General features: G+C 46.1%; 15 protein-coding genes and 3 pseudogenes. 9 read left to right on the plus strand and 9 right to left on the minus strand.

Features of this window, described 5'->3' with window-relative positions; translation table 11 throughout:
- The first annotated feature begins 249 nt into the window (after positions 1–249).
- The 4 genes and pseudogenes from FEK47_RS24505 (at position 250) to FEK47_RS24520 (ending at position 5793) form a co-directional block, all read left to right on the plus strand.
- Entirely contained in the window at positions 250–1569 is a 1320-nt protein-coding gene (locus FEK47_RS24505) for a site-specific integrase (protein WP_089640485.1), read from the plus strand.
- Between the two features lie 31 nt (positions 1570–1600).
- Positions 1601–2992 (plus strand): site-specific integrase, encoded by a 1392-nt coding sequence (locus FEK47_RS24510; protein WP_240730994.1) that lies wholly within the window; start codon positions 1601–1603, stop codon positions 2990–2992.
- A pseudogene (locus tag FEK47_RS24515) lies at positions 2989–5350 on the plus strand (hypothetical protein). Before FEK47_RS24510 ends, FEK47_RS24515 begins: the two are co-directional and overlap by 4 nt.
- On the plus strand, positions 5350–5793 hold the full coding sequence (locus tag FEK47_RS24520) for a hypothetical protein (protein ID WP_001214167.1): 444 nt from the start codon (positions 5350–5352) through the stop codon (positions 5791–5793). The pseudogene FEK47_RS24515 and the gene FEK47_RS24520 overlap by 1 nt, the downstream one beginning before the upstream one ends.
- Before the next feature lie 30 nt (positions 5794–5823).
- Here FEK47_RS24520 and FEK47_RS24525 read toward each other — a convergent pair whose 3' ends face one another.
- Positions 5824–6018 carry an MbcA/ParS/Xre antitoxin family protein gene (locus FEK47_RS24525; protein ID WP_038989306.1) on the minus strand — a complete coding sequence of 65 codons (195 nt, stop codon included), beginning with the start codon at positions 6016–6018 and terminating at the stop codon, positions 5824–5826.
- A complete protein-coding gene (locus FEK47_RS24530) occupies positions 6002–6334 on the minus strand; it encodes a helix-turn-helix transcriptional regulator (RefSeq protein WP_001300511.1) in 333 nt (110 codons plus the stop codon). The genes FEK47_RS24525 and FEK47_RS24530 overlap by 17 nt, the downstream gene beginning before the upstream one ends.
- A 96-nt stretch (positions 6335–6430) precedes the next feature.
- Here FEK47_RS24530 and FEK47_RS24535 point away from each other — a divergent pair, with 96 nt between their 5' ends.
- On the plus strand, positions 6431–6991 hold the full coding sequence (locus FEK47_RS24535; RefSeq protein ID WP_138183435.1) for a hypothetical protein: 561 nt from the start codon (positions 6431–6433) through the stop codon (positions 6989–6991).
- Between the two features lie 755 nt (positions 6992–7746).
- On the opposite strand, the gene FEK47_RS24540 is transcribed toward FEK47_RS24535, so the two are convergent.
- Complete coding sequence (locus tag FEK47_RS24540; protein WP_240730992.1) at positions 7747–9159, minus strand: UvrD-helicase domain-containing protein; 1413 nt, start codon at positions 9157–9159, stop codon at positions 7747–7749.
- Positions 9149–10885 (minus strand): ATP-binding protein, encoded by a 1737-nt coding sequence (locus FEK47_RS24545; protein WP_138183436.1) that lies wholly within the window; start codon positions 10883–10885, stop codon positions 9149–9151. The genes FEK47_RS24540 and FEK47_RS24545 overlap by 11 nt, the downstream gene beginning before the upstream one ends.
- A 345-nt stretch (positions 10886–11230) precedes the next feature.
- Here FEK47_RS24545 and FEK47_RS24550 point away from each other — a divergent pair, with 345 nt between their 5' ends.
- Positions 11231–14029: an SEC-C metal-binding domain-containing protein gene (locus FEK47_RS24550; RefSeq protein WP_138183437.1), complete on the plus strand. Its 2799-nt coding sequence runs from the start codon at positions 11231–11233 to the stop codon at positions 14027–14029.
- A 284-nt stretch (positions 14030–14313) separates the two neighbouring features.
- On the opposite strand, the gene FEK47_RS24555 is transcribed toward FEK47_RS24550, so the two are convergent.
- Both FEK47_RS24555 and FEK47_RS24560 read right to left on the minus strand, forming a co-directional pair.
- Entirely contained in the window at positions 14314–15456 is a 1143-nt protein-coding gene (locus FEK47_RS24555) for an ATP-binding protein (RefSeq protein ID WP_138183438.1), read from the minus strand.
- Positions 15457–15591: 135 nt separating this feature from the next.
- Complete coding sequence (locus FEK47_RS24560) at positions 15592–15936, minus strand: hypothetical protein (RefSeq protein WP_240730993.1); 345 nt, start codon at positions 15934–15936, stop codon at positions 15592–15594.
- Positions 15937–15953: 17 nt separating this feature from the next.
- Between FEK47_RS24560 and FEK47_RS24565 the strand changes: the two are divergent.
- Positions 15954–16204, plus strand: a pseudogene (locus tag FEK47_RS24565) (IS21 family transposase); the annotation flags it as partial.
- A 931-nt stretch (positions 16205–17135) separates the two neighbouring features.
- On the opposite strand, the pseudogene FEK47_RS25585 reads toward FEK47_RS24565, so the two are convergent.
- Both FEK47_RS25585 and FEK47_RS24575 read right to left on the minus strand, forming a co-directional pair.
- Positions 17136–18542: pseudogene (locus FEK47_RS25585) on the minus strand (DEAD/DEAH box helicase); the annotation flags it as partial.
- A 366-nt stretch (positions 18543–18908) separates the two neighbouring features.
- A complete protein-coding gene (locus tag FEK47_RS24575; protein ID WP_138183440.1) occupies positions 18909–19571 on the minus strand; it encodes a tyrosine-type DNA invertase in 663 nt (220 codons plus the stop codon).
- 150 nt (positions 19572–19721) lie between these two features.
- Here FEK47_RS24575 and FEK47_RS24580 point away from each other — a divergent pair, with 150 nt between their 5' ends.
- Positions 19722–20564: a helix-turn-helix transcriptional regulator gene (locus tag FEK47_RS24580; RefSeq protein ID WP_138183441.1), complete on the plus strand. Its 843-nt coding sequence runs from the start codon at positions 19722–19724 to the stop codon at positions 20562–20564.
- On the opposite strand, the gene FEK47_RS24585 is transcribed toward FEK47_RS24580, so the two are convergent.
- A complete protein-coding gene (locus FEK47_RS24585) occupies positions 20561–21112 on the minus strand; it encodes a tyrosine-type recombinase/integrase (protein ID WP_138183442.1) in 552 nt (183 codons plus the stop codon). The genes FEK47_RS24580 and FEK47_RS24585 overlap by 4 nt on opposite strands.
- A 789-nt stretch (positions 21113–21901) precedes the next feature.
- On the opposite strand from FEK47_RS24585, the gene FEK47_RS25590 reads away from it, so the two are divergent.
- The coding region (locus tag FEK47_RS25590; protein ID WP_240730995.1) for a hypothetical protein at positions 21902–22003 on the plus strand (102 nt) is incomplete at its 3' end.

The following is a 22003-nucleotide window of genomic DNA, read 5'->3' on the forward strand; positions in this document are numbered from 1 at the left end:
CATCTCAATTTAGCTACTACAATGTTGGTGCGCATAATGTATATTATGTTAAATAACCTCCATAGGTCTATTACTTCATGATTCACTGGCTCAGCTACAAAAATCAACATGTTGGGAATTTTGACATACCTCCCTTTTATTGCGTTAGGTCTATCGTACATTTACTTCACCTCATTCTGAATGTTGGGTGTTTCTATGTACTCACTTTCCCAGATTGTAAGTTCAAAGGGCCGACGGCGCTGGATTCTGATGGATGTAACCATCTGTTTACCCGCACTTTATCCGTTAAGGTATGTAGTTGACCATCTGGAGTATCGCTCACCCTCGACTCAATCAGCCTCCCTCCAAGCAATTAAGTTTTTTTATGATTTTTGGTTCATCAAGCACAGAACTACATTCTGCTATAGCTTTTACTTCTCCGGACATGACCCTGCAATCGCTATTCATGAGATGACTGACTTTTTTCAATATTTAGAAAATGGTCGCCTAGTCAGCTTCGCACCACGAGCACTGCCATTTAAACATTCTAGCTGCATGACAAATGCCTCTAGAGTACGTGCCGTGATTAGATTCATAGGCTACCTAATCGCTACCTATGTATCTCCGTACTATCGAAATGAAACGCCCAAAGAATTGTCTCGTTATGCATCCCGTCTCAATACTCGCTTGCTGATATGCAAAGATGAGTTTAAAACTCTGGAAAGAAGCAATCAGCGGTATTATTCTCGAGTCACTCAAGGATTTCAGAGTATGACTGGTGATATGGTTGAAAATGTATATCGCATAGTCGTACCAAGTTCAAAACATAAAAATAATTTTCTAAACCCCTTCCCTTCTGGATTCATTCAGTTTCGCAATTATTTAATTATGCGGTTAATGCTCAACTATGGACTGCGTGTTGGTGAGCTGTTATTGCTAGAATGCGTGTCGGTAAAAGCTAGTATCAAAGGAGATAAATTTAGCTTAATCATTAGTATGCCTCGTAATATGACAGATCCAAGAATACATGCCCCATCATTAAAAAATGAGTACTCACATCGAGTTTTGGAACTAGACAAAGTAGATTATGAATTTCTCATGATTTATATGCAAAAAATACGAAAAAAATCAACGACTCATAACTTCATATTTGCATCGAGCCAAAACCCTGAAAGCCCTTTATCCTATAATGCAGTACATTTGATTTTCTCTGAGGTAGATAAGGTTTTTTCACTTAACTATCCTGAATGCAAATCAGCAGAACGCTTTGATGCTCTAATGAAATTTACACCTCATATTACACGACATACATGGGCTTACTTAACTATAAAGAAACTATATCATTTGAAAAATAAAAGATTCAATGGCTCTGGTAATAATCTCGCCAAAAACTCACTCTCAATGGGGTGGATGGATGAGGCAAAAGAGGCTCTCCGTTTGCTTGGCGGTTGGAGCATAAAAAGCCAAATGCCTGATCTTTACGCCAAAAGATTTTTATCTGAGCAAGCTAATGCAGCAAACATCCAGCGATTATTGCAACATGACTCTGATTTCGATTGCTTAATAAAGGAGTTGTTAAATGGAGATTAAGCCTAACACACTTCTCTTGCAAGGTTCTGGAATGTATGATCAGAATCTCTCTTCAAAATTAAAATCTTTAGTTATTCCCGGAATTATTTTTTTGAAATCCTGCAGCGATTTTGATGATAAGCACATTCATAATGAGGGAGATGAATGGCTTTTTTATTACTCAGGAAGTAAGCGGTATGTTTATTTTAAGCTTGATGAGTTAACAAATACGCTCTTGAAGTATTTTTGTTTCAAATATGCTTCAACGATGTTCCCAACAGCCTTACCAATACTGTCACATCATTGGACACAAGCATTCAGTTACTGCAGAGGAAATGGCGGTTTTACATTACTTATATTGCGACAGTATATAGAAAGTAATGACCTCGATGCCAGGGCCTTCTATTCTATATTATTTGGCTTGAAGATTCTTTGTTCTGAAGAGTTCCCTGGATTTACTTTGGAAGACTATGAGGATCTTGAGTTTATACCTAGACCAAATGCATATAACTGGGAGATTTATCAGGACATTGACAATCTCCTCGAGCTTTTTGCAAAAAACATGATAAGCAAAGGTTTATTTGAAATGGCAACAGCATTGGCCAGGGGTAAGTCTTATGATATTAGAGAGTTAAAACATGCCGCAATACTCGGGTTAAGTTATGTTACTGGGGCTCGTCCTGTACAGTTGGCAAAGCTAGCTGTTCGAGATTTGCGTATTGATACATGTAATACTAATACTGGGCTAATTCGATATAGTATTCTACTACCCTACGTCAAACAGAGACGCCTTACGACCGAGCGTTTACTGCTGGCTATTCCGCCGGAAATTGGTGCGTTAATCAAGCATTATGTAGACAGAGCTCAGTTATTATCTAATGACAAAATGTTCGACATGGGGGTGTCCGCCCCTGCTTTTGTCTCTCAGTCTATTAGACAAACCATTTTAAACTTCAGCCCCCCTGATTATCAAACTGCCGTTGCTCGCGGAGAAGCCGCTCTCCCATCAATCACACCAACTGATTTACGCCACAACGTTGGTCACTCACTGGCTATGCAAGGAGCAAGTGCTGAGGAGATTGCTCACATTCTTGGTCATTCATCTCTGGTTGTAGCAAAGCACTACATCTTGGCGACACCTGCCTTGGCATTGATCCGCGCGAAAGCACTAGGGATTGGTGGTTGTGCGAGAACCGATGACGAATGCCCTTTCAGTGAAGTCCGTTGCTGCTATGGTTGCTTATATTACCGCCCTTTCCTTGATGGTCATCACCAGGATGTATTAGATAGCATCTCTAAAGAAGTCGATGAGCTGATAGCGGTGTCAGATAGTGTCGGTAATGCTCACAATCCACTAATTTCTATCCACGAGACGACGCAAATAGAAATCAAGTCAGTGATTGCCCGTTGTCATTTGCATAACGTCAAAGGTTGTGGGAAATGAAAAAAAATATAGAGAACTTTGACACTTTTATCGTAGAACAGAAAGTTTGGTTCGAAGAAAATCTGGCAGCAGATTTTGCAGAATCATGGGATAGTCTTGTCTGGATATGTGGGAAAAAAGGTTCCGGCTGGTTACGTGGCAATGGTGTTAATGTACTGCGATTTGATGAGATTAACCGGCTAAAAGGAATCGACGAACACCATACTGTATCCGATACTTATCAGTTATTTATGAAAGCCATGCTGGTACTCGTCTATCGAGGCAGAAATCGCAGCATTTCCCCTGCAGTTGCTATTGCAACTCTGGTTATTTTGAAACGCTGGTACTGCGCGCTGATTAAATTAACCGGGCAAACTCATCCCATCTATCTGACTACAGATGTTATACGTAGTGCGATGGATATTATGAGTGCAGCATCCAGACCAGGTGATCCTAACATAGCCAACTACAAGGGGCGTTGCGTTAAGATTCAAAAATTAGTAAATCATCACGCTTTCACATTGGTAACACTACAATATGTGTCCGACGAAAATTACACTAACCGGACCAATTTGACCCGGAAAGCCCTGGAAACAATAGCCCTCAAACACAAGGACAGGCTGGATGATACAGCCACTGATGGTGACGATACACTTATTACAATTCGAGGATTCCTCAATATCGTGTCACTTATCCAGCGTGTAGAAAACGGCACTGAAAAGATAGCGCTTAATTGCCTTCTGCTACTCATCATCACGGGTTTTCGTTCAGTTGAAGCATTCAATCTCAGACAGGATGCGTTGGTCAAACGAAAGATAGATAACTCTGACATCAGCAGACGTCTACGTGATAAAGGGTTGCCGGATTATTTTCTTGGCATTCGCTACATTGGTGTTAAGGGAGCTGGCGAGCGAACACATTGGGTGGAGCCCTTAGCTGTTCCTTTAGTTGAAAACATATTCAAATCGGTTAAGTCGCTAACATTTGAGTTACGAAAGCATCTCAAATACTTACGTTCAAAAGGATTTGTTGATTATTTACCGGAGGCGGTCAGTGATATTGTAGTTGAACTTGATGATATTGTAGAACACATAGCTCAATCCTCATCAGAGCTTCGGGGGCGTGCGGGATTACGTGATAAAGCATCAAAAGCGTTAGCGAAACGAGGCTGTATTCCGACTGAAGTCATTCTTTTTCCAGGTAATGAAAAAAGGAAATATTATTCAAAATCAGACCTTAGTCTTTACCTTAAAAATGAATTTGGTGATAGCAGCGCAAATACCCCCTGTACTCACTCATGGGTAGAAAACGGCAAAAGATTTGAGATTATGTATGAGGATTTATTGTTCCTTTACCCCAAAGGGTCTATGACGTTAAAGAGAGCATTGGGGCTAAAAGCAACACCTTTACCACTGAGTAATGCTGGCGTAAACAAGTTTCTCGGTAACGTTGACGGCTATGCTTCAGTCTTCAGTCTTCAGTAAATACAGGCTACTCGAAGATGACGGTCGTCCTACCCAGCTTCGCACTCATATTCCTCGTCACAATATAAACACTTTTCTCGCTATTGCTGAAATTTCAGACCACTTACAAGCCATGTTGATGGGGCGTGTTGATATTACTCAAAATAAACATTACCAGCATCTGGCTCTTAAGGAGCGCCGAAAGGCTGCTTCTCTTATTCCGTTAGTTCCGATCATACAGGAGCAGACAACACCAATTACTATTGACGCTGATACACCGCTCGATGCGGTAAAACAAAGTGGTATGATGATATTTAGCAGTACGAAGAATCTGGAAACCAACATAAAGGCGAACCTACATACCTTCGATAATCGTGACGATGTTGCAGGATTCATTGAGGCGTCGTTAGACGATGGATTATTCGAAGACATAGCCGCTGCGTTCGAAGATATCAGTAAAAATGAAGGGCCATCGCAAGCGACTGAAATGGTGCATAGGCACGCGGTGCTGCATCCATTGAAATTGGGCTCCTGCATGAGAGACGTAAACTTGTGGGGATGCCCTTATCGAATGAAGTGTCAGGCATTGAAGCCCTGTGAGCATTTCACGTTAACAGGTCGTATTGATGAATACTCCACAATTGAAGCCAAAGGTCGTGCATTAAACGAGGCTACGTTTGCTTTTGAACAGTATACCGCGACCTTTCCGGATAACCAGCTAATGCAGGGCAATATCGAAGAAAATCTAGCACAACTAGATGCCTTAACTAAGCAATTACGCAGCCGCTCAAACTCGCTGGAAGCAATCCCCTCTCAGGTGGTCCTGTCCGGAGAGATAAAAGTAGAAGGTGAAATTCGTACTCTGGCTCAACTATTTGCCCTCGAGTATCAAAAAATCAAACAAGGAGAAGACTGATGCGGGGTAAAGAATTGGATACTCAGATTGAGCATGAGCTCCAGCTGATGTTGATTGAAGGGTTTGATAAATCGCCAATTTCAGCTAAAAGCTTACACGCCAGACTTAAGTCAAAAGGCATCATCAATGGCGGCTTAAGTACATTAAGTAGCATTGAACGAAAACGTCTTATTGCAGCCTATGTCGATCAACAGCTATCTCCCCTAAATCTTCGCCCCAAAGAAAAGCAGCAGTATGTGAATCGTAAGACCCGTCAGGCTTTGCTTGGTCGTAATCAGCAGCTTCAGGAAGAGAACAAAGAGCTGCGCGAACAGCTAGCACAGAATACCTTGTCATTAATTGAAATTGTCAAAGCGGTAAAAATCAATACGGTTATACCGGTAGAAAGCCTTCTTGCTCCGCACTTGATCATGGAGCTACACGAAAGGAAAAAAAATCAATGATAGGTATAGCGCTATATTTGTACAACAAAGTCATGAATAAACGCCTTGCTCTATTCGAAAAATTAGCATGGCAACTTTCAATACCCCCTCTTCTAAGTCCATTATTTCAGAGGGCATTTTCCACTGTAATGCTCTGTTTGGTTCATTGCACCAGTTTAATGCTGCACTTTCGTTACCTTCAAAAAGATCAATAGCCTTTTGTATAACATCATTTTTTGTCAGCATATTTTACACCTGAAGACGTTTTTAGTGCTTCGATAAGGTTACTTCGCTCTTCCTCTGTCATTCGGGAGATGAGTAATGCAAGTTCTGCTGTTGTCTGATCATCACAAAAAAAATAGTTCAACGGTACGTTTAACTCTGCCGCCATTCGTCGAAGCGTATCAATATCGGGGACATGGCGTCCTTTCTCATAATGATTCATACGACTGCTAGCCGATGCGGGATCAAAGCCAACAAGGAGACCCAGAGAGCGCTGTGATAAACCCGCCCTGCATCTCGCTTCCTTAAGTCGTTCTGGTATTGGATTTTTTTCAGACACTGATTCATCTTCATTGGCCTCGAATGCTTAGATTGTCTAAGTATCTGTCATTGTTGTATACTTAGCAATCCTAAGTTAACAGCCTTGTTTTGTCATATGAATAGTCGAGTAACCAACCCTGAGTCGTACATATTTTCTGCAATCATCTTAATTGGCAAAGATAACTTCACCAGTAACGAAGTAGCAAAAATTCTTATCGAGCGATTTTCACTTCCGAAAAATTATTTAAAGGCAAAAGCTTTTGCTTATAACCAAATTCAATCCCTGGTTAGAAAAGGATTATTAAACAAAGTAAGAAAAACAGGCGTGTATCAATATTTATACTCAGTCACATCAGAATTTAATATCGCAACAGAATGCGTGAAATTAATTGAGGTAACCCCAAAGTCTTACTGTCAACTTGTTTCAAGTGCTACCAACCATGAACACAGAAATGTAAATATCCAAATAAAGTCTCTTATTGAAAAATACAGCAGTGAGTTGGCGAAAGTATCAGGAGCAAAGGAGATTTATGAAGAATTGATAGTTGCTGTGCCGAGCAGAGAAAATGAATTCAGGAAGCTTTCTCTTGAACAAGAGAAAAAACACATCAAGATAAATGAAAAAATAAATACATTAATTGGAATTATTAATCAATCCCTTGCAGTAACGCAATGAATTTTAACAAGTATTTGAAGCTAAATGGAGTCATGAAAAAGAGAGGGCAAAACCGAACTCCGCCCTCTCCCTTCAAGCACTGCTATATCTCATTAAAATGAGATTAACAGCGCGCACTCCTATATGCTAGACGTATATAAATATAATGTCAGCCAGTCCCGGATGCAACTCTTTAATGAAGTTCAGTATTCTCTGTTTTTTAGTTATCGAAATGATAGTTGGTACAAGGGAACACACGAAGAGGAAAATCGCGATGACTTTGACGCAGAGCATGTTGAGTCTGTTATTGCGACCCTCGAAGCTCTGGATGCGTTAGATTTACGCCACGGAAGATAGCACTCAAATTAAGAGGGAAAGAGTAGATTCGAGTGCAAGTGATATCGAGACAATGGCAGTAAATCCGGTGAACACGTTTATGGTTCCAGATATTACCCTGCATGTGCCGCAGTTGGAACATCTTCTTAAAACATCAGGGAGTTCTCACATTACAAATCACAGCAGCGGGCTCCGAGCCCCAGCGCCGAAACCTTTGCGACTCGCTACTGGAAAAACTTAGAAGTGCTGCTACTTCCCTGCATGCCAATAAAGAGCCATTAATGGACTGACCCCATCCCGGTGATAGGCAACGCAGCCAATTTATCGTCACTGCATTACGAACATTGAATTCGTTGTGCAGTTCCATAACCAAGTTGTTCAACCGAGCAATCAACGGGCCTGGTAATTCTGAACGGTAACGCCATAGCAAATTCAAGAATTTATGCTAGTGGGCCGTCAATATCGGAGTCAACGAGCACATAATCAGCCGCGAAGATCCCCGCGTCATAGCGACATAGAGGTGTCGTGCATCCATCTCTTCCGGAGATGTGATGACTGCCACCTCCCCTTCCAGTCCCTTTAGCAACAATGTGCTGCCGATTACACGGTCGACTCTCGTGGCGATTGCGTTCGCGCTCGTTTACCGTGGTGTCTGCAAAAGTGCAGCTTCCGGCAGCAGCCGACTGCAGGGCGCGCAAACAACAGCGCAAAACCTCTGGCCGATAGACTCGCGCATTGTCCTGACGACTCAGAAGGCGCAGCGCCTCTGCGGCCAGCGTAAAACCTGGTCTCTCTGCAAATGCCACTAACGCTGCTTCTGCAACCGTCGGCGGATTGCGGGCTCTCCCTCTTCGTAGCGTTTCCAGCCGGGGCAGCAACGCTGCGGGGCCAACCTGGGTCATGACCCCTGCGGCAAACTGTACCAGGCGCGTCAACGTATCCGCAGCCTCCAGGTTAAACCCTGCACCAAAGTCGGTAAGGTCAACCAAATCGACAGCTTTGACGGTCGTCGCCCCCGGGGTCTGGCTGGCCATCTGCTGGCGCCCGCGAGTGTCGTAGCTGTTTCCAATCACCAGTACCTGCCCGGTAGCGGTAACCGCTCGGGTCTGGGCGGCAGTAAGACGCTGCTGTGCAGCCGTTTCTGCCTGTAACGGTACCCAGACTACCTCAGCAGGCACCTGGCGAAGGTCAATGGCATTGCCATTCAGCAACATCCTCCGGCAGTCCAGAAGCCAGCGACCAAGTTCCGGCGCCCCTGAGTTAGCCCAGCGCCATGGATGATTCAGCTCACCAATCAGTGGAAAGTTAGCGAGTACATGTTGGTCCCAGTTCACGAGCTGATTACCCCGAAAGCCAAAAATAGCCTGCATAGGGTCACCGAGTACACAGGCAGGCAGCACTATTGATAACGCGGTTACCATTGCATGTTGCACTAGGTTGCAGTCCTGGTATTCGTCCACAATGAGGTGAGTGTAACTTGCAGCCAGAACATCATTAAGATGCCCTCCTTGCAGCAGTTGGCAGGCAGCCAGACGTATAGCAGGATAGTCAGCCCCGCGATTGCGCAGTTGAAGAACTTCAACGTTGAGCCCACTGCGCGCCGGAAACATCGCCACTAGACGCATGGCAAATCCATCAATGGTGGCTATACGGTAGGTCGCAGCAGAAACACCGGCACGTTGCATACGCAGACGCAGTGTTGCCACACCCGCGTTGGTGTGCGTGAGGATAAGTACCGGCCTGGCTCCCGTATGCAGAGCTAGGGTATCCGCGATGATTTGTGTTTTACCGCACCCGGCCGGGGCTGTGATCGTCCCCCGATGATATTCCAGCAGGTTGTAATCAGGCGGCATGTGCCCACCAGTAAAGCCGGTTAATCAGCTCCTGGAACCCGGCATCAGACGCGGGGAGATGAGGACCAAGGATATCGTGCGCCACATCTTCATACCGGGTCACCGATTTAAACCACCCGTTGCGTCGGTTACGCGCAGTGAGTCCCAATAGTTGTCGTATTTCAGGAGAATAAGCCCCCCCAATCAGTTGCCGCTGGTGCCGGATATGGGCAAGCGTAACCTGACCGTTGGACTGCGTCTGGATATGTGCCGCCACCAGTTCCTCCTCCATAAGATCAATACCCCGCTGAAGCAGCGCGTCGACGCCTGCATCCGGCAGGCTCATAAACAGTTCATCCTCCAGCGCATGACCGGCTCGCCAGGTGATATGTTCTCCACCCACGGCCTCGAAGGCCTCGACCGTCGCTGGGGTGGGCGGCTTATCTGCATCCACCAGAACCAGCACACGGTAACCAAGTCGACGCAGTGCTAGCCCACGCACAAAACATCGGTCAGGATCTCCTCCACCAACATTCACGAATGCGGTTCCTGCACTCAGCATGGAATTACCGTTGAGGGCGGTCCAGTAATGATCCAGCCCGCGAATCAGCCCCACCTCGCTCGCACCTTCACAAACGATAACGCTACGAGCTAGAAAGGCTTCGGGGTCGGCCCGAACCGTACTTTGAATATCATCGGCAATGCCCACCGGCAGCACCTGGTGGGGAGCTGTCGGGTGGCCCCGCACAACGAAGAGCTGATTGCCATTAAGCTCGCGCACTGCCACGGGAGAGTGTGTGGTCAGAAAAACCTGAAGTGGCGGCGGTGTTTCCCTGGCACCCAGTGAGTTCAGTAACCGGGTAAGCCGATGCGGTTCGAGTCCGTATTCCACTTCATCGACCAGCGCCACGGAGGCCCGTTGCGCGGCAGCACGCTGCATTCCTGCCACCAGAAGACGGGACGACCCGGTACCAAGAGAACGCAGCGGCACACCAGCGGCGTTGTGCAGCGCAATTGCACCATCGCCGATGGAAACCGCGTGAGCATCCAATAAGGCCTGTGTCCGACCACCGACCGGCACACCCAACGCATCGGCCTTCTGAGTAACTACGTCCAGCGTTGCCGCGAGTTGTACTGCAGCCTGACCACCGAAACTGGTTCGGGCCTGACGCGCAGCATTTGACAGTTCAGCCCCCAGATTAGGGCGCTCCTCCGTGAGCCGATTAAGCACCGATCCGCGTGCCCAGGATAAATTTGAGCTTGCATAGATGCCAAGTCTCGCCGGTGCGATGAGCAGCCGATCTTTCCAGGCCAGATTGCGTTCCTGACCTAGCGCTTCGGCACGCTGAGACACCAGCGTCCAGTTAGGTTCCAGTTCACTGTCAACGCTAAGCCGCAGACACAAAACCGTTTCCAGCCCGAACTGGGGCTCTTCCTGAATCTGCCCCGTCGCGCTGTTGAACGCCTGCAAATAATTGCCGTAGGTTTCCATTGTCCTCAGAGCATCCGGCAATGACCCCAGAGTCAGGGTAATGCTGATGGGCTGAGTCACATCGAGACCAAAAAAATCGGTGTCGCTGAAACTGACATTACGTCGCGCCCCCAGGCACAAATCTATAGCGTCAAGAATTGTGGTCTTGCCACTGTCCCCAGGGCCAATGAGACAGTTGAGCCCTGGCGAAGGCAGCCAGGTCAGCAAACGAATAGATCGGAAGTTCTGGATTTCAACTTTACAAACTCTGACCACGGGACTCTCCCTCTTTTATTCTTTTTGTCCACTCGCCTGTCGTAAAGATAACTACAAATGCGCAGCCAGTGCACCGACACGTATAAAAGTAACGCTCCCGAATTTCTTACTCAATGATATATAGCCTGTTTTACTGACATATCTGACAGCGGGTGGACTTCCTTCAATTTATTGATGTAACACCATACGAACTACATCTGCCTCTCTCAGAATATGAGGTGAAATTGTTGCGCACCGATCAATCCGGGTGTTCTGGTCAAACTTTTGGTAGCCATACTTAAGTTCCATTGCGCACGCTGATAGGTAAATCTTGGATACTTCTGACAAGTAACTTGAGGAACAAAAATGAGGGGAGGCAAAGAAAAATCTATGCCGGATGTTCTGGACTCTGCCCAGTTGGTACGTATTGAAGCCGTACACCGGGGATTCCTTTATCAGCACTTGTACGCCGTTGGCTGCTTGCTGCTGGCACAGAAAGCCAGCGTGGAGACAGTAACCGTTGAGCTGGATGAGGATATTGAACTCAACTCCAGGCAGGAGCGCATTTACGTTCAGGTTAAAACCCGCCTGAAACCCATCATTCTCAGCGATGTGTCTGGCGCGCTCGCGCGGTTTGCGGAGCTGCGTAACGAGCACACTGATGGGCGCCGCCAGGGAAGCGCTTCTTTCGTTATCGTCGCCAACCAGGCGCCAGGTCCACATCTGCAGAAGATGATTGAGGATAAGACGCTTCCTGCGGATGTCCGTTTTATCTGGCCCCAGTCAACCGTTGAGCGCTATCCCGCACTTCCCCCTGCCTGGGACACCGTGGCTGATGCGGCCGCGTGGTGCATCGCGCAAGCAGAGCAACTGAATTTTTCGTTATTGTCGCCAGAATCCCTGATCTGGAAGCTGGCCGGTCTGGTCCAGCTCGCCGCCACCGGAGGTGATGCCGACGGACGGCATGCGTTTTATACCCGGGATCTTCCTACCCTGTTCGAACAGCTCATCGTTCAGTTACAGGACTTCCCTGCACCGCCGACACTCTACCGGCCACAAAGAGAGGAACCCTCTTTTGTGTCGGATGAGCGGATACGCATCATTTGCGGCTTGTCTGGTGCAGGTAAAACAGCATGGGCAGCACAGGCCGCCCAGCACAGTACCCAGGTGTGTGCGTATTACGACGCTGGCGACCTTCCGGGTCCTGCACTTGCCAGTACGCTGGTTCGTGAGCTGGCAGCCCGGTTTGCGACTCAGGAGCAAGGTGGCCTGCGAAGAATACTGCTCCCTGGTGCCAGTGGCGTTGAAGCGCTGAGAACGTTCGACACCTTCTTGCAGCAACGGAACGACAATCTGCTGCTGGTTCTGGATAATGCGCATCGTATCCCTGTGGAGAACTTGCGGGATGTTCTACACGCCACAACCCGTATCCATTTTGTGCTGCTGTGCCAGCCCCATGACAATGTCCGTCAACTGGAGGCGATGACTGGACTTCAGCGTGAATCGTTACAGGGATGGGATATCGACACAGTGGCTGCCGCAGTGGCCGACCTCGGTGGGCACGCCAGTGCGCTGGGATATGAGCAGCTACGAAGCTACACCGGAGGGTTGCCGCTGTATGTCGAAAGCGCGGCGAGAGTTGCCGCAGAGGAATACAAAGGGGATATAGACACGCTGTGTGCTGAACTGCGGCAACAGGAAAACAGCACGGAAACCGCGCAGGAAGTCATTCTCAGCCGTGTCTATCAGGGGTTTGAGCCACTGGTCCAGAACGCTCTGGCGTTGTTCAGTCTGTCCGATGTGGGGCTAAGCCGTGATGAAGTTTCAGGGTATCTTGCCCGCTCATTGAATATCCCTTCAAACGGGGCAGCCACATTAATAAAAAAAATGCGAGCCACCGGAACCATTGAAAACTATGGAAACCAGACGTTAAAGGTACACGATGCTGTCAGGGCGCTGGGGCTGCAACACCTGACCATGATGGACGTGGATATCGTAAATAACGCGTTACTGGCGTTAAAAGATCTTTTGATTGAGAGCCTTCAGCAAGAACGCGACACTTCGCGATTTTCTCTTCTAACGCAGATTTACATCAAGCTTAACGATGTCATGACGCTCATCGCTCTATCTGGTGAAGAGCTGTTTTATGAGATGGGCATTACTGTCGACATTATGGAAAGCCTGAAACAGGCGACAGCTTCGGACTCTCTGGCGCCTTTACAAAAGTTCTGGGCACTCGATGGGCTCGTTTTTTCCGAGCTTAAAGACGGTGTTTCTGAGCAAATTGCACAATGGCTGGAAGCGATGGGAGCTTTGCTTACAGAACATGAGTTTGGTTACCGGGAACGCACAGCCTACACCATGAAACGGATGCTTTTCTTATCCGAAAAGGGAGACCTTAGTGAAGTGCAAACGCTGGCTGAAGATGCCCGCCCCAGCCTTCCGGATGAGGAGCATGCGCGTATATTTGACTATAACCATGCTATCGCGCTCTGGAGACTGAAAAGATACAAACAAGCAGAAACACTGTGTCTGAGCGTAGTGTATCGCTACTACGCGTTATTGGGTATTACCCCACAGGATGTCATGGGTAAAAACTCGGATGTGCTGTGGGCAATCATCAACCAGCCTGAAAATGTTCACGAGCACATCAAACATCTGGCCGATGCCCTAGAGTTGCTTGCCAGAATTAGTGACGCGCAGGGAAAGGTGTCACCGTTTCTGCGCATTCACGCGATGAAATTTTACAACATGACCGCAGCCCCCGAATCTCTGGTCCGGGTAGGACAGGATCTAGCTGATGAGTTTGTCGCAATAAAGGACTATGTCGGTGCCAGAGAGGTGATGGAGCAATACGTCCTGCCAGTCGTCAATGAAGCCGGTCTTGTACAGCGACTGGTTCAGGTCCGAAGCCAGTACGCCGTTATACTGGCACTTGCAGGCGAACATGAGCAGGCAGAAGCGGAGATGTGTCGGCTAGCCCCTTTTTTTGAAGGGTTAACAGGTGAGCAGCGACTAGAGGTTGAAAATCAATCGAACTACATCGCGCAACTTGCTTACAAGGCGGCTAAATCCGAAGTAACGCGATTGTTCGGGGCGGTAGGCAGAAATGAACCTTGTCCCTGCGGGTCGGGAGTAAAGTATAAAAAATGTCATGGAGCCTGAGTGCTGGCTTCGCTATGTTGGACGCGGCCGGGGGCTAAGTCCACGGGAGCCATATCAGGATGCTGTCCACATCGTGCAACCGAGAGCTTTTTATTGGTATTGCCGTTGACTCTCTTAAAGCACATCGTCGTGCGTGGGGGCAGTATATGGCCTGCGAAAGCAGGCCAAATTCACCCAAGAGGGAGAAAATACGCGAGTGCGCACTAAAACACGCTATCGTAGTGCTGACCTTTAGTTGCAACGTCAAAAATGAACAACTCCCAGGCAGGGTTACTGGCTTCGGCTCAACGCAAATGGTTAAAAACCCACCAGGAAAATTGTCTCTCTACTTCCATTCTTAGTTCTGGGTCAGTTTTCATCGATGCTGTATCAGGCATACCATCCGGACAAAAATCAGCAAGCTGACTTTGAATAAACTTTAGCTTTTCTTCTTTTTCCCCTGCGTTCTCAAACACCATGAATGGCAGCTCGATAATCGGCGGTTTGGTCTGGGTGGTTAACGGCATGGTTATGCCTGAATTACGGCCAGGCAGTGAGTGTAATTCTCTGATATGACTCAACAGATTGTAGGGTAATGTGTTTTTTACGAAGTAAAAAACGTATGCATAATAATCAGTTACGAATCCATCCCTTTTTCTTGGATAAGCCAGCGTATCCATCTCTGGAAAGGGAAACTGTAAACCCTCATTTCTGTAATGTACGATTGGCACTCGTTCAAGTACACGCCCACGGTATTTGAGGATGTATTCATAGTGACAAGGTTGCTCAATGCTAATCGTTGACCACCAGTGTTGTCCTCCTATATCTTTTTCTTTGTCGCCAATATGAATGGCATAATCCGGGTCCAACCGATAATAGGCCTCGCTGATACCGTCATATTCCCAATTGTCGTAATCCAGAAGTAGTCTGACTATGCGGTCAGCGGGTGCCAGGTCCAGGTTAAAGCGCTCTCTCCACATTGCCATGACATCTCCTGGGCTGGCACAGCTAGTTACTGGCGTATTGGCATCTTGTTGCCGGGTGTAAACGACACCGGCTCTGACAGTTTTTCCCTCTTTTATATAGTCCTGGGTCAGATAGTAGGGTTTAATTCTGACGTTACGAATTTGTAGAATAGCCAGCACTTTATGCTGGAGTGTGATGTGGTGCAGCTGAATATCCGGACAATGGTGCTCTGCAAAACTGACTTTTCTTAACAGATCGATTAAATTTGCCTGGTTAAGTTGCTTACCATCTTCCGGCACGCCGGTAATCACCCCTTCATCATTCACGCCAAAAATCAGATACCGGTCACCGTCATGCAGGACGTTTGCCATGCAGAGGATATCGTGAACAAGGGCTGCATTGTTTTGGTGGTAGGTTTGTTTAAAGTCCCACCATGGCCCTTCCTTGCCACTGGCAATCAGTTTTTCGATGGTTTCGTTCATAGTCCCCTCTATCCGATATGGCGTGCGTTTACTTGTACCAAGTATTCCTTCAGTCTACTTAAATTGGTAGTGCGAAATGGCTCTTCTGGCATTCGATGCCAGGGAAGCCAGTTGATTACTTAATAAGTATCGTTGTCAGCAGTTAAACGGCAGTTCCTCTTCTCGTAAAACTACCGGCGCCTTGTCTGCCCGGTACTGGATCCAAGTTTTCAGGTCTATTTGCGTGCTATTACGACCAGCTAAATCAAAATATCCTCTGTTAGCAAAACGGCGATGTATAAGCTCTTCACCTGTTATGGACAGATAGGCGTTCAATGCCGAACGATGGATGAAAAGTGCGCGTTGTTTTACACCTTTTTGATGGAAGGCGATAAGTTTGCCAGAATGATCAACCCAACCGCTTTGACAATCCCATAAAAGTTCGAGTTTTTGAATGATTCCCAGGCATGGCGCAATGAGGTTATCCTGGCGCTCGGGCATGGTATATGAGTAGTCGTATTCACCAGTTCATACAGACACCGGAACAGCGCTTCGCGCTGGAGCAGGAGCATCTGCAGCACGGACTTCGATACCATCTACTTCGACATCCGCCATATATCCTGGTACAGCTATATCGAGGTTGGCGGCAATCGTTACAGTGTTACCGAAACGCTGTGTGGTCAGCCGGTCTCGATACGAATATCACTGGATGGTGAGTTGCGGGTCTAGCCTGAGTGAGCAGAGTTTGTCTCATTGTCTTCGTACGGCAAAAAAGTCGCTATCAACGAGTAAGTGACATGCTCATATGGCAGGCTCATTATGGGTAACCTTTCCTCAAGCTCCTTTTCCATTTCGGCAAGGCACGACGTGTGGTCAAACAGATATTCTGTATCCCAGAAAACATCTCTGACATTTCTGGGAACCTTTTCGTAAAGTCTGGAAAGTTCAAGCATGAGTTCTTCATTGATAAGCAGTTTGAATTCTGGGCCTGCACTCAAACCAACAATAGTAAATGACTGATTGCCGTTATTACCGGTAACTTGATCTCGCAGCAAATATACGAATAGCGGAGCCTTTATACCTTTTGCAATAGCCGCTGTGGCATCAAATTGCTCTGCCTGGTTTGTGGCTTTATCGAAAATGGGATGGCCGACTCCAAGGATTTCGATTTTTTTATCCTTCACTGAACGGTCAAATGAGAGAGAATCGTACCGGCGCCTGATGCCAAACTGATTACTCCAGATTTTAGGCGTTTTAAAGCTCATTAGACCCTCATCACTTATCTCAAGACGATGTCCGTTCAGCTTAAGCATATTGTCAAAGAAGCCCTGCATATTGATAAGATCCAGTTTGGGGACCTCGTCGAGATTCTGGTATTCAAACTTTTCTGCATGACCAATCAGATTTTTAACCACACTCACGCCAGCCTGTCCGCCAAACGTTCCCGTTCTGGAGTCGAACCATTTTTTTAAGCTTTCAGGATCCTCAGCAAATCCCTCTGAGAAAAGCGCATTGAAAAAGCCTTTATCCGTCATACCAAGAATGAGCTGCAACAGGTCCTCCGGTTCTTCCATGGCAGCGCCTAAAGAGCGCATAACGTTTTCAATTTTTGTATTTAACAAATCCCAGATCCTTGACTCTACGGTGTCCGGGTTGCGTAAAACGAAGACTTCTACCTGCTGGCGTTGGCCATAGCGATTAAGTCGTCCAACACGTTGGTGCAGGCGCATGGGATTCCATGGAAGGTCAACATGAATCATGGAATAGCAATTATCCTGCAGGTCGATCCCTTCCCCACCGGCTTCGGTACAAATAATAAATCTGATGCTTCCCTCTTTAAATTTCCCCGCAGCATCATAGCGGTTCATCGTCCAACTGAAGCGCTCTCCAGATTCATTAAAAATACCCTCAAGACGCCCTTCTCCATTGATAAAACCGACTGAACCAAAGCCGTAGCGTTGATGTAAAGTATTGGCGATAAGTGCCTGGGTAGCCTTATATTCCGTGAAGAAGACAACCGTTCGGTTCTTGAATTCATTTTCAAGCACATCTATTAGCGTTTGGATTTTTGTTTCCTGTTGAACCTCTGAGGCCAGGAGCTGCAGCTCTTCAAGCATTGGCAGTTCATTCTCCATGAGTGCCACCTGTACTGACACACTGGCGTACTCTTCTTCCAGTTCGACGTAATGGTCATCCAGTTCGGGAGCTTCAAGCTCTTCAGCAAGAAGCAATAACGCCTGCCCAATGTCCTGTAACCGAAGCTTACTGTCTCCTGGTCGACGAATACGGCCGCTGATTGCCGCGTAAATTGCGGCAACCGAGCTGGCAGCAAGTTTTTGCATCGCGATCAGCACAAGTTGAACGGCGCGCTGATCGACTTTCGTCAGAGAGGATGCGTAAGCCTGGCCGGTTAGAATAAAGTTGGTTAATTTGTCATAAAAAGCTTGTTCGACGGCAGAGAACATATACGTTCTGGAACGGACCTGGACGGGTTTAAACAGCTTATTCCCTTCCATGTCAGTGACTTGCTGCTTGTTATTTCTGATGACGACTTGTTTAACGCCCTGAAGCTGAGCGTCAGCCGCTTTATTAGGTTCAAACAGATCGGGCCGCAGCAGGTGCAACAATGCGAAAAAGCCGTAGTCTTTGCCGCGATGGGGCGTGGCGGTGAAAAACAGCCGTGACTCAAATTTATTATGCTCTATTAAATTCTGGATAAAACGATAGCCCAGTGTTGCACCCGTATCTTCCTGATTGTTGAGATGATGGGCTTCATCCACGATCAACAGATCCCAGTTTTCGGCATTGAGCATTCGATCATGGCGGCCATGGCTGTCTTTGCGCAATGTGGGCAATGATGCCACGACCAGATCGTGTGTATTCCAGTAATCAGAGCGTTCCGTATCGATATCCGGAGAATATAGCGTCAGCCTGATATCAAACATCAGACGGAGTCGTTCCTCCCGGCTGACCGCCTCAACTGTCAGTAACCTGCCGGTTCGCATCCCCCAGAAGGTCACGATGATATACAGTGGCCGAGCCTGCATGTCCTGAACACACTCAGGACAGAAAAAATGTCTCTTTATTCGTCTGCGTCTCTCAGGCATACCCGCCACCTGAATATCTCTCCGTCAGAAGTATGAATTAAGAAGCACTGACATCCCTCCCCCCAATAATGACAACAGACATCTGTTACCGCATGTGTCGGGTTATCAGTGCTGAGTAACGCGCAATACAGGTGCACAAGAAGAGGATCTGTTGTTGTCAAAATGACCCATTTTGACAACATTGGATTAAAAAACTAATTTTTTGTTTTTACCTGGTTTTATGTTCTTAGTTATGTGATGTTTTTGGCTATTTATACTGTTAATGGAGTTTTGGAAAATTCAGAAAACTGACAGACATCAATGCCATATTGTTACAGAAGGGAATTGATATGGGGATTTTATTGATTTAAATCAAATGATCTTTAATTATTTGTTGTTCGCATAACATGTGTTTTTTAACATTTGTAACCGCAATACAGGCAGTTTACAGTTTGGGTCAAAAAGTTGCTTTTTCGCCCTTTTTGACGGCTTCCATAGCCGTTCAAAGCGGGCCGAATTTGACGCTGTATAAATCACCGTATGCCGGATATTCCGGTGTCCCAGGTAATCCTGAATCAGGCGTGTATCGATGCCGTTATCTGCCAACGCGTAACCACACCCATGTCTTAGCATATGTGGATGGACAGCAACAGCCAGCCCGGCATTTCTTCCGGCTTCAGCCAGCAAGTTATAAAATCGTTGACGGGTAAGCGGACACCCTGATCTGGAAATAAACAGCCAACCCATCGCTTCTTCGTCTGCAGACAACTTTATAGTTCCCCGGGCTTTGAGCCAGTTCCTGATACATTGTACTTCTTCAGTCAGTAAGGGATGCACCGTACTGAAGCCGTTTTTCAGGCGCCGAACGCACAGCTTTCGGGACTCGAGCTCAAGGTCAGCAAGACGTAACGAAAGCATTTCGCTGACCCTGAGTCCGTGGATAAAAGCAAGAAGAATCATGCAGGCATCACGTTCCGGGTGGCGCCCCTTCAGCACCGCCTGTAGCAAAAGGCTGACTTCATGGTGAGTAAGAAATTTTCGGGAAGACATTAATGGCTCCGGTCAGATGAAACAGAGCGGTCAAGAGTGACACGAGAACCCCATCAGGCTATGGCTAAACGTGCTAAAGTCAGAAAAGCAGAATAAAACTCCGAACTTTCTTGAGGACAGCCATCTGGCATGGTCCCACAGGTATACCAAATGAATTTAATCCAGCAACTGGCGGGAATTATCGAAGGTAATCTGAACAGTTCACTGTCAGTAAAAGTTCTTGCAGAACGTTCAGGCTATTCAGAGCGCTGGTTGTACAACCTGTTTCAGGAGGTAACGGGGATCAGTGTGGCGCAGTACATACGTCGCAGAAAACTAACACTTGCCGCTTTACTTTTGCGTCATACCAGTCGCCGGGTAACAGACATATCACTAATGTATGATTTCAGTTCACCCCAGGCTTTTTCCCGTGCTTTCAGGCAACAGTTCAAGGTGTCACCAGTGCAGTATCGCAATGCGGATGCCTGGGATATGCAGTATGCCCAGCCCGTATTGTACAGAACCACACCGTGCACAAAATTCAGAAGGATTGAGATAGCTGAGGGCAATCATCCTTCTGTTCCAAACCTTAAAATGCCTGTGAATCTGGGAATGGACTTTATCCATACCCAGAGCGGCGATCATTTTATTTATAACCGTAACCTTTTTGAGTCCATAATATCAATTTATGGTCCTGTTGATGAAATGTCTGATTTTATGATTTCAGGCGAAATGATACCCTCCAGAGAAACAGATTCTGAACTAATTTATTCTTTTAAAGAAATAAACAGTTTTTCCCTACCAGAGACGCTTCTTCCTGATGGTTTATATGCCAGTCAGGAATTTACTGGGACATACAAAGAAATTTTTGATTTTCATATATATGATGCTATGGGGGCGCTGTGTATTAATAAATGCGTTTTAAAAAGAGGGCCTATATATACGCTATTTCACCGAACAGATAATAAAAATATTATGGATATGCAATTCCTCATTCCTTGCGTAAAAATTTAATTTTGCCAGACCCGATGAAAACGCCCTGGATTACTGGCTGTATACAGTACAGTATGATGAATGTTCCTGTGTCCCAGATAATCCTGAATCAGACGGGTATCCAGTCCCTGATTAGCAAGAGCATAACCACAGGCATGACGCAACATGTGCGGATGAACCTTAATTCTCAGCCCCGCACGCTGACTATATCGTGCGCAGAGTTTATAAATCCATTGTCTGGAAATTTTTTTTCCATGGCTTGACAGAAAAAGATAATCATCCTGACTACCCTTAGCGTATCTTTTTCTAATCAGGAACCAGCGTTGCAATAATTCTATTGTTTCTGGCTGTAATGGATGTGAAGTTGATAATCCATTTTTCAGTCGCCTAATAAAAACAATTTTTTCAGTCATATCAAGATCTCCCAGCCTAAGGTCTATCAATTCACTGACGCGAAGCCCATGAATGTAAGCTATTTGCAGTAGTGCTTTATCACGGATTTCATTTCGCGTACCCGTTATAGCATTAAAAAAAAGCGTCCATTCGCTGTGAGTGATGTATTTTCGCATATTTCCTCCTGTCAGAGTTATACGTAAAGTTTACACTCTTAATTAAAAGGAAAACTTATCAGTTTCGGAAGTTGGCGTGTAAGTGTTACCCGAACGCTGTATTGGCGTTATCTTGCCCTTCCCTCATTTGGTTAGCCAGCAGGACCTTAGCTGAAATCGAGTCATTAATCCGTTCAGGATTTGCGACGACCCATTGGTTGGTCATGAATCCAGGAAAAATACCCGCTTAATCCGAACTTCGAGGATTTCACGCTGTTCTCTTTAGCAATGAGAAATCATGATTACCCGCTGGGGTTTACCGACCTCCTGCCGCATGGACTGCGCAGGAAAAATTATTGAAATAAATGACAGCAGAAAACGTTAACACTACTGTTAAACAACATCTTACCCATCCGGTGAATACCTATACTGGAGTATTACTTCCGAAATAACAAATTACCCCACTAACAATGTTGGCGGGGATTCTGGTAATTATCTCTTTTTTATTCGATAATCTTTAAAAACGTTCAAAAAATTAACCACTAACTAATAATGATATTTTATTGGCTAATTTTTACGTAATAATAACGGCAGGTAAAAAAACACATTAAAATAACACTGAAAACCCCGAAATTATCATTGACATATTGTTCATCCTTTTGATTTTACTTTAAAAAATATAATGTAATTATTGTCAGGAACTAAACAAGATTAGGATTTTGTTATTTAAAACCCAGACCATTGAGCTTGCTTACTTTATCGATAAATCCTACTTTTTTATTGCGATCCAATCATTTTAAGGAGTTTGAAATGGATAAGAAGCAAGTAACGGATTTAAGGTCGGAACTACTCGATTCACGTTTTGGTACAAAATCTATTTCCACCATCGCTGAATCTAAACATTTTCCGCTG

The organism is Escherichia sp. E3659 (assembly GCF_005781135.1).
In the GTDB taxonomy this organism is placed as follows: Bacteria; Pseudomonadota; Gammaproteobacteria; order Enterobacterales; family Enterobacteriaceae; genus Escherichia.

What these genes read in the sequence shown, in the direction of transcription:
- FEK47_RS24525 (WP_038989306.1), bottom strand. Translation starts at nt 6,018, where the DNA reads ATGCTGACAAAAAATGATGTTATACAAAAGGCTATTGATCTTTTTGAA.
- FEK47_RS24575 (WP_138183440.1), bottom strand. Translation starts at nt 19,571, where the DNA reads ATGTCTTCCCGAAAATTTCTTACTCACCATGAAGTCAGCCTTTTGCTA.
- FEK47_RS24560 (WP_240730993.1), bottom strand. Translation starts at nt 15,936, where the DNA reads ATGCCCGAGCGCCAGGATAACCTCATTGCGCCATGCCTGGGAATCATT.
- FEK47_RS24505 (WP_089640485.1), top strand. Translation starts at nt 250, where the DNA reads ATGGATGTAACCATCTGTTTACCCGCACTTTATCCGTTAAGGTATGTA.
- FEK47_RS24550 (WP_138183437.1), top strand. Translation starts at nt 11,231, where the DNA reads ATGAGGGGAGGCAAAGAAAAATCTATGCCGGATGTTCTGGACTCTGCC.
- FEK47_RS24535 (WP_138183435.1), top strand. Translation starts at nt 6,431, where the DNA reads ATGAATAGTCGAGTAACCAACCCTGAGTCGTACATATTTTCTGCAATC.
- FEK47_RS24520 (WP_001214167.1), top strand. Translation starts at nt 5,350, where the DNA reads ATGCGGGGTAAAGAATTGGATACTCAGATTGAGCATGAGCTCCAGCTG.
- FEK47_RS24580 (WP_138183441.1), top strand. Translation starts at nt 19,722, where the DNA reads ATGAATTTAATCCAGCAACTGGCGGGAATTATCGAAGGTAATCTGAAC.
- FEK47_RS24540 (WP_240730992.1), bottom strand. Translation starts at nt 9,159, where the DNA reads ATGCCGCCTGATTACAACCTGCTGGAATATCATCGGGGGACGATCACA.
- FEK47_RS24555 (WP_138183438.1), bottom strand. Translation starts at nt 15,456, where the DNA reads ATGAACGAAACCATCGAAAAACTGATTGCCAGTGGCAAGGAAGGGCCA.
- FEK47_RS24510 (WP_240730994.1), top strand. Translation starts at nt 1,601, where the DNA reads ATGTATGATCAGAATCTCTCTTCAAAATTAAAATCTTTAGTTATTCCC.
- FEK47_RS24585 (WP_138183442.1), bottom strand. Translation starts at nt 21,112, where the DNA reads ATGCGAAAATACATCACTCACAGCGAATGGACGCTTTTTTTTAATGCT.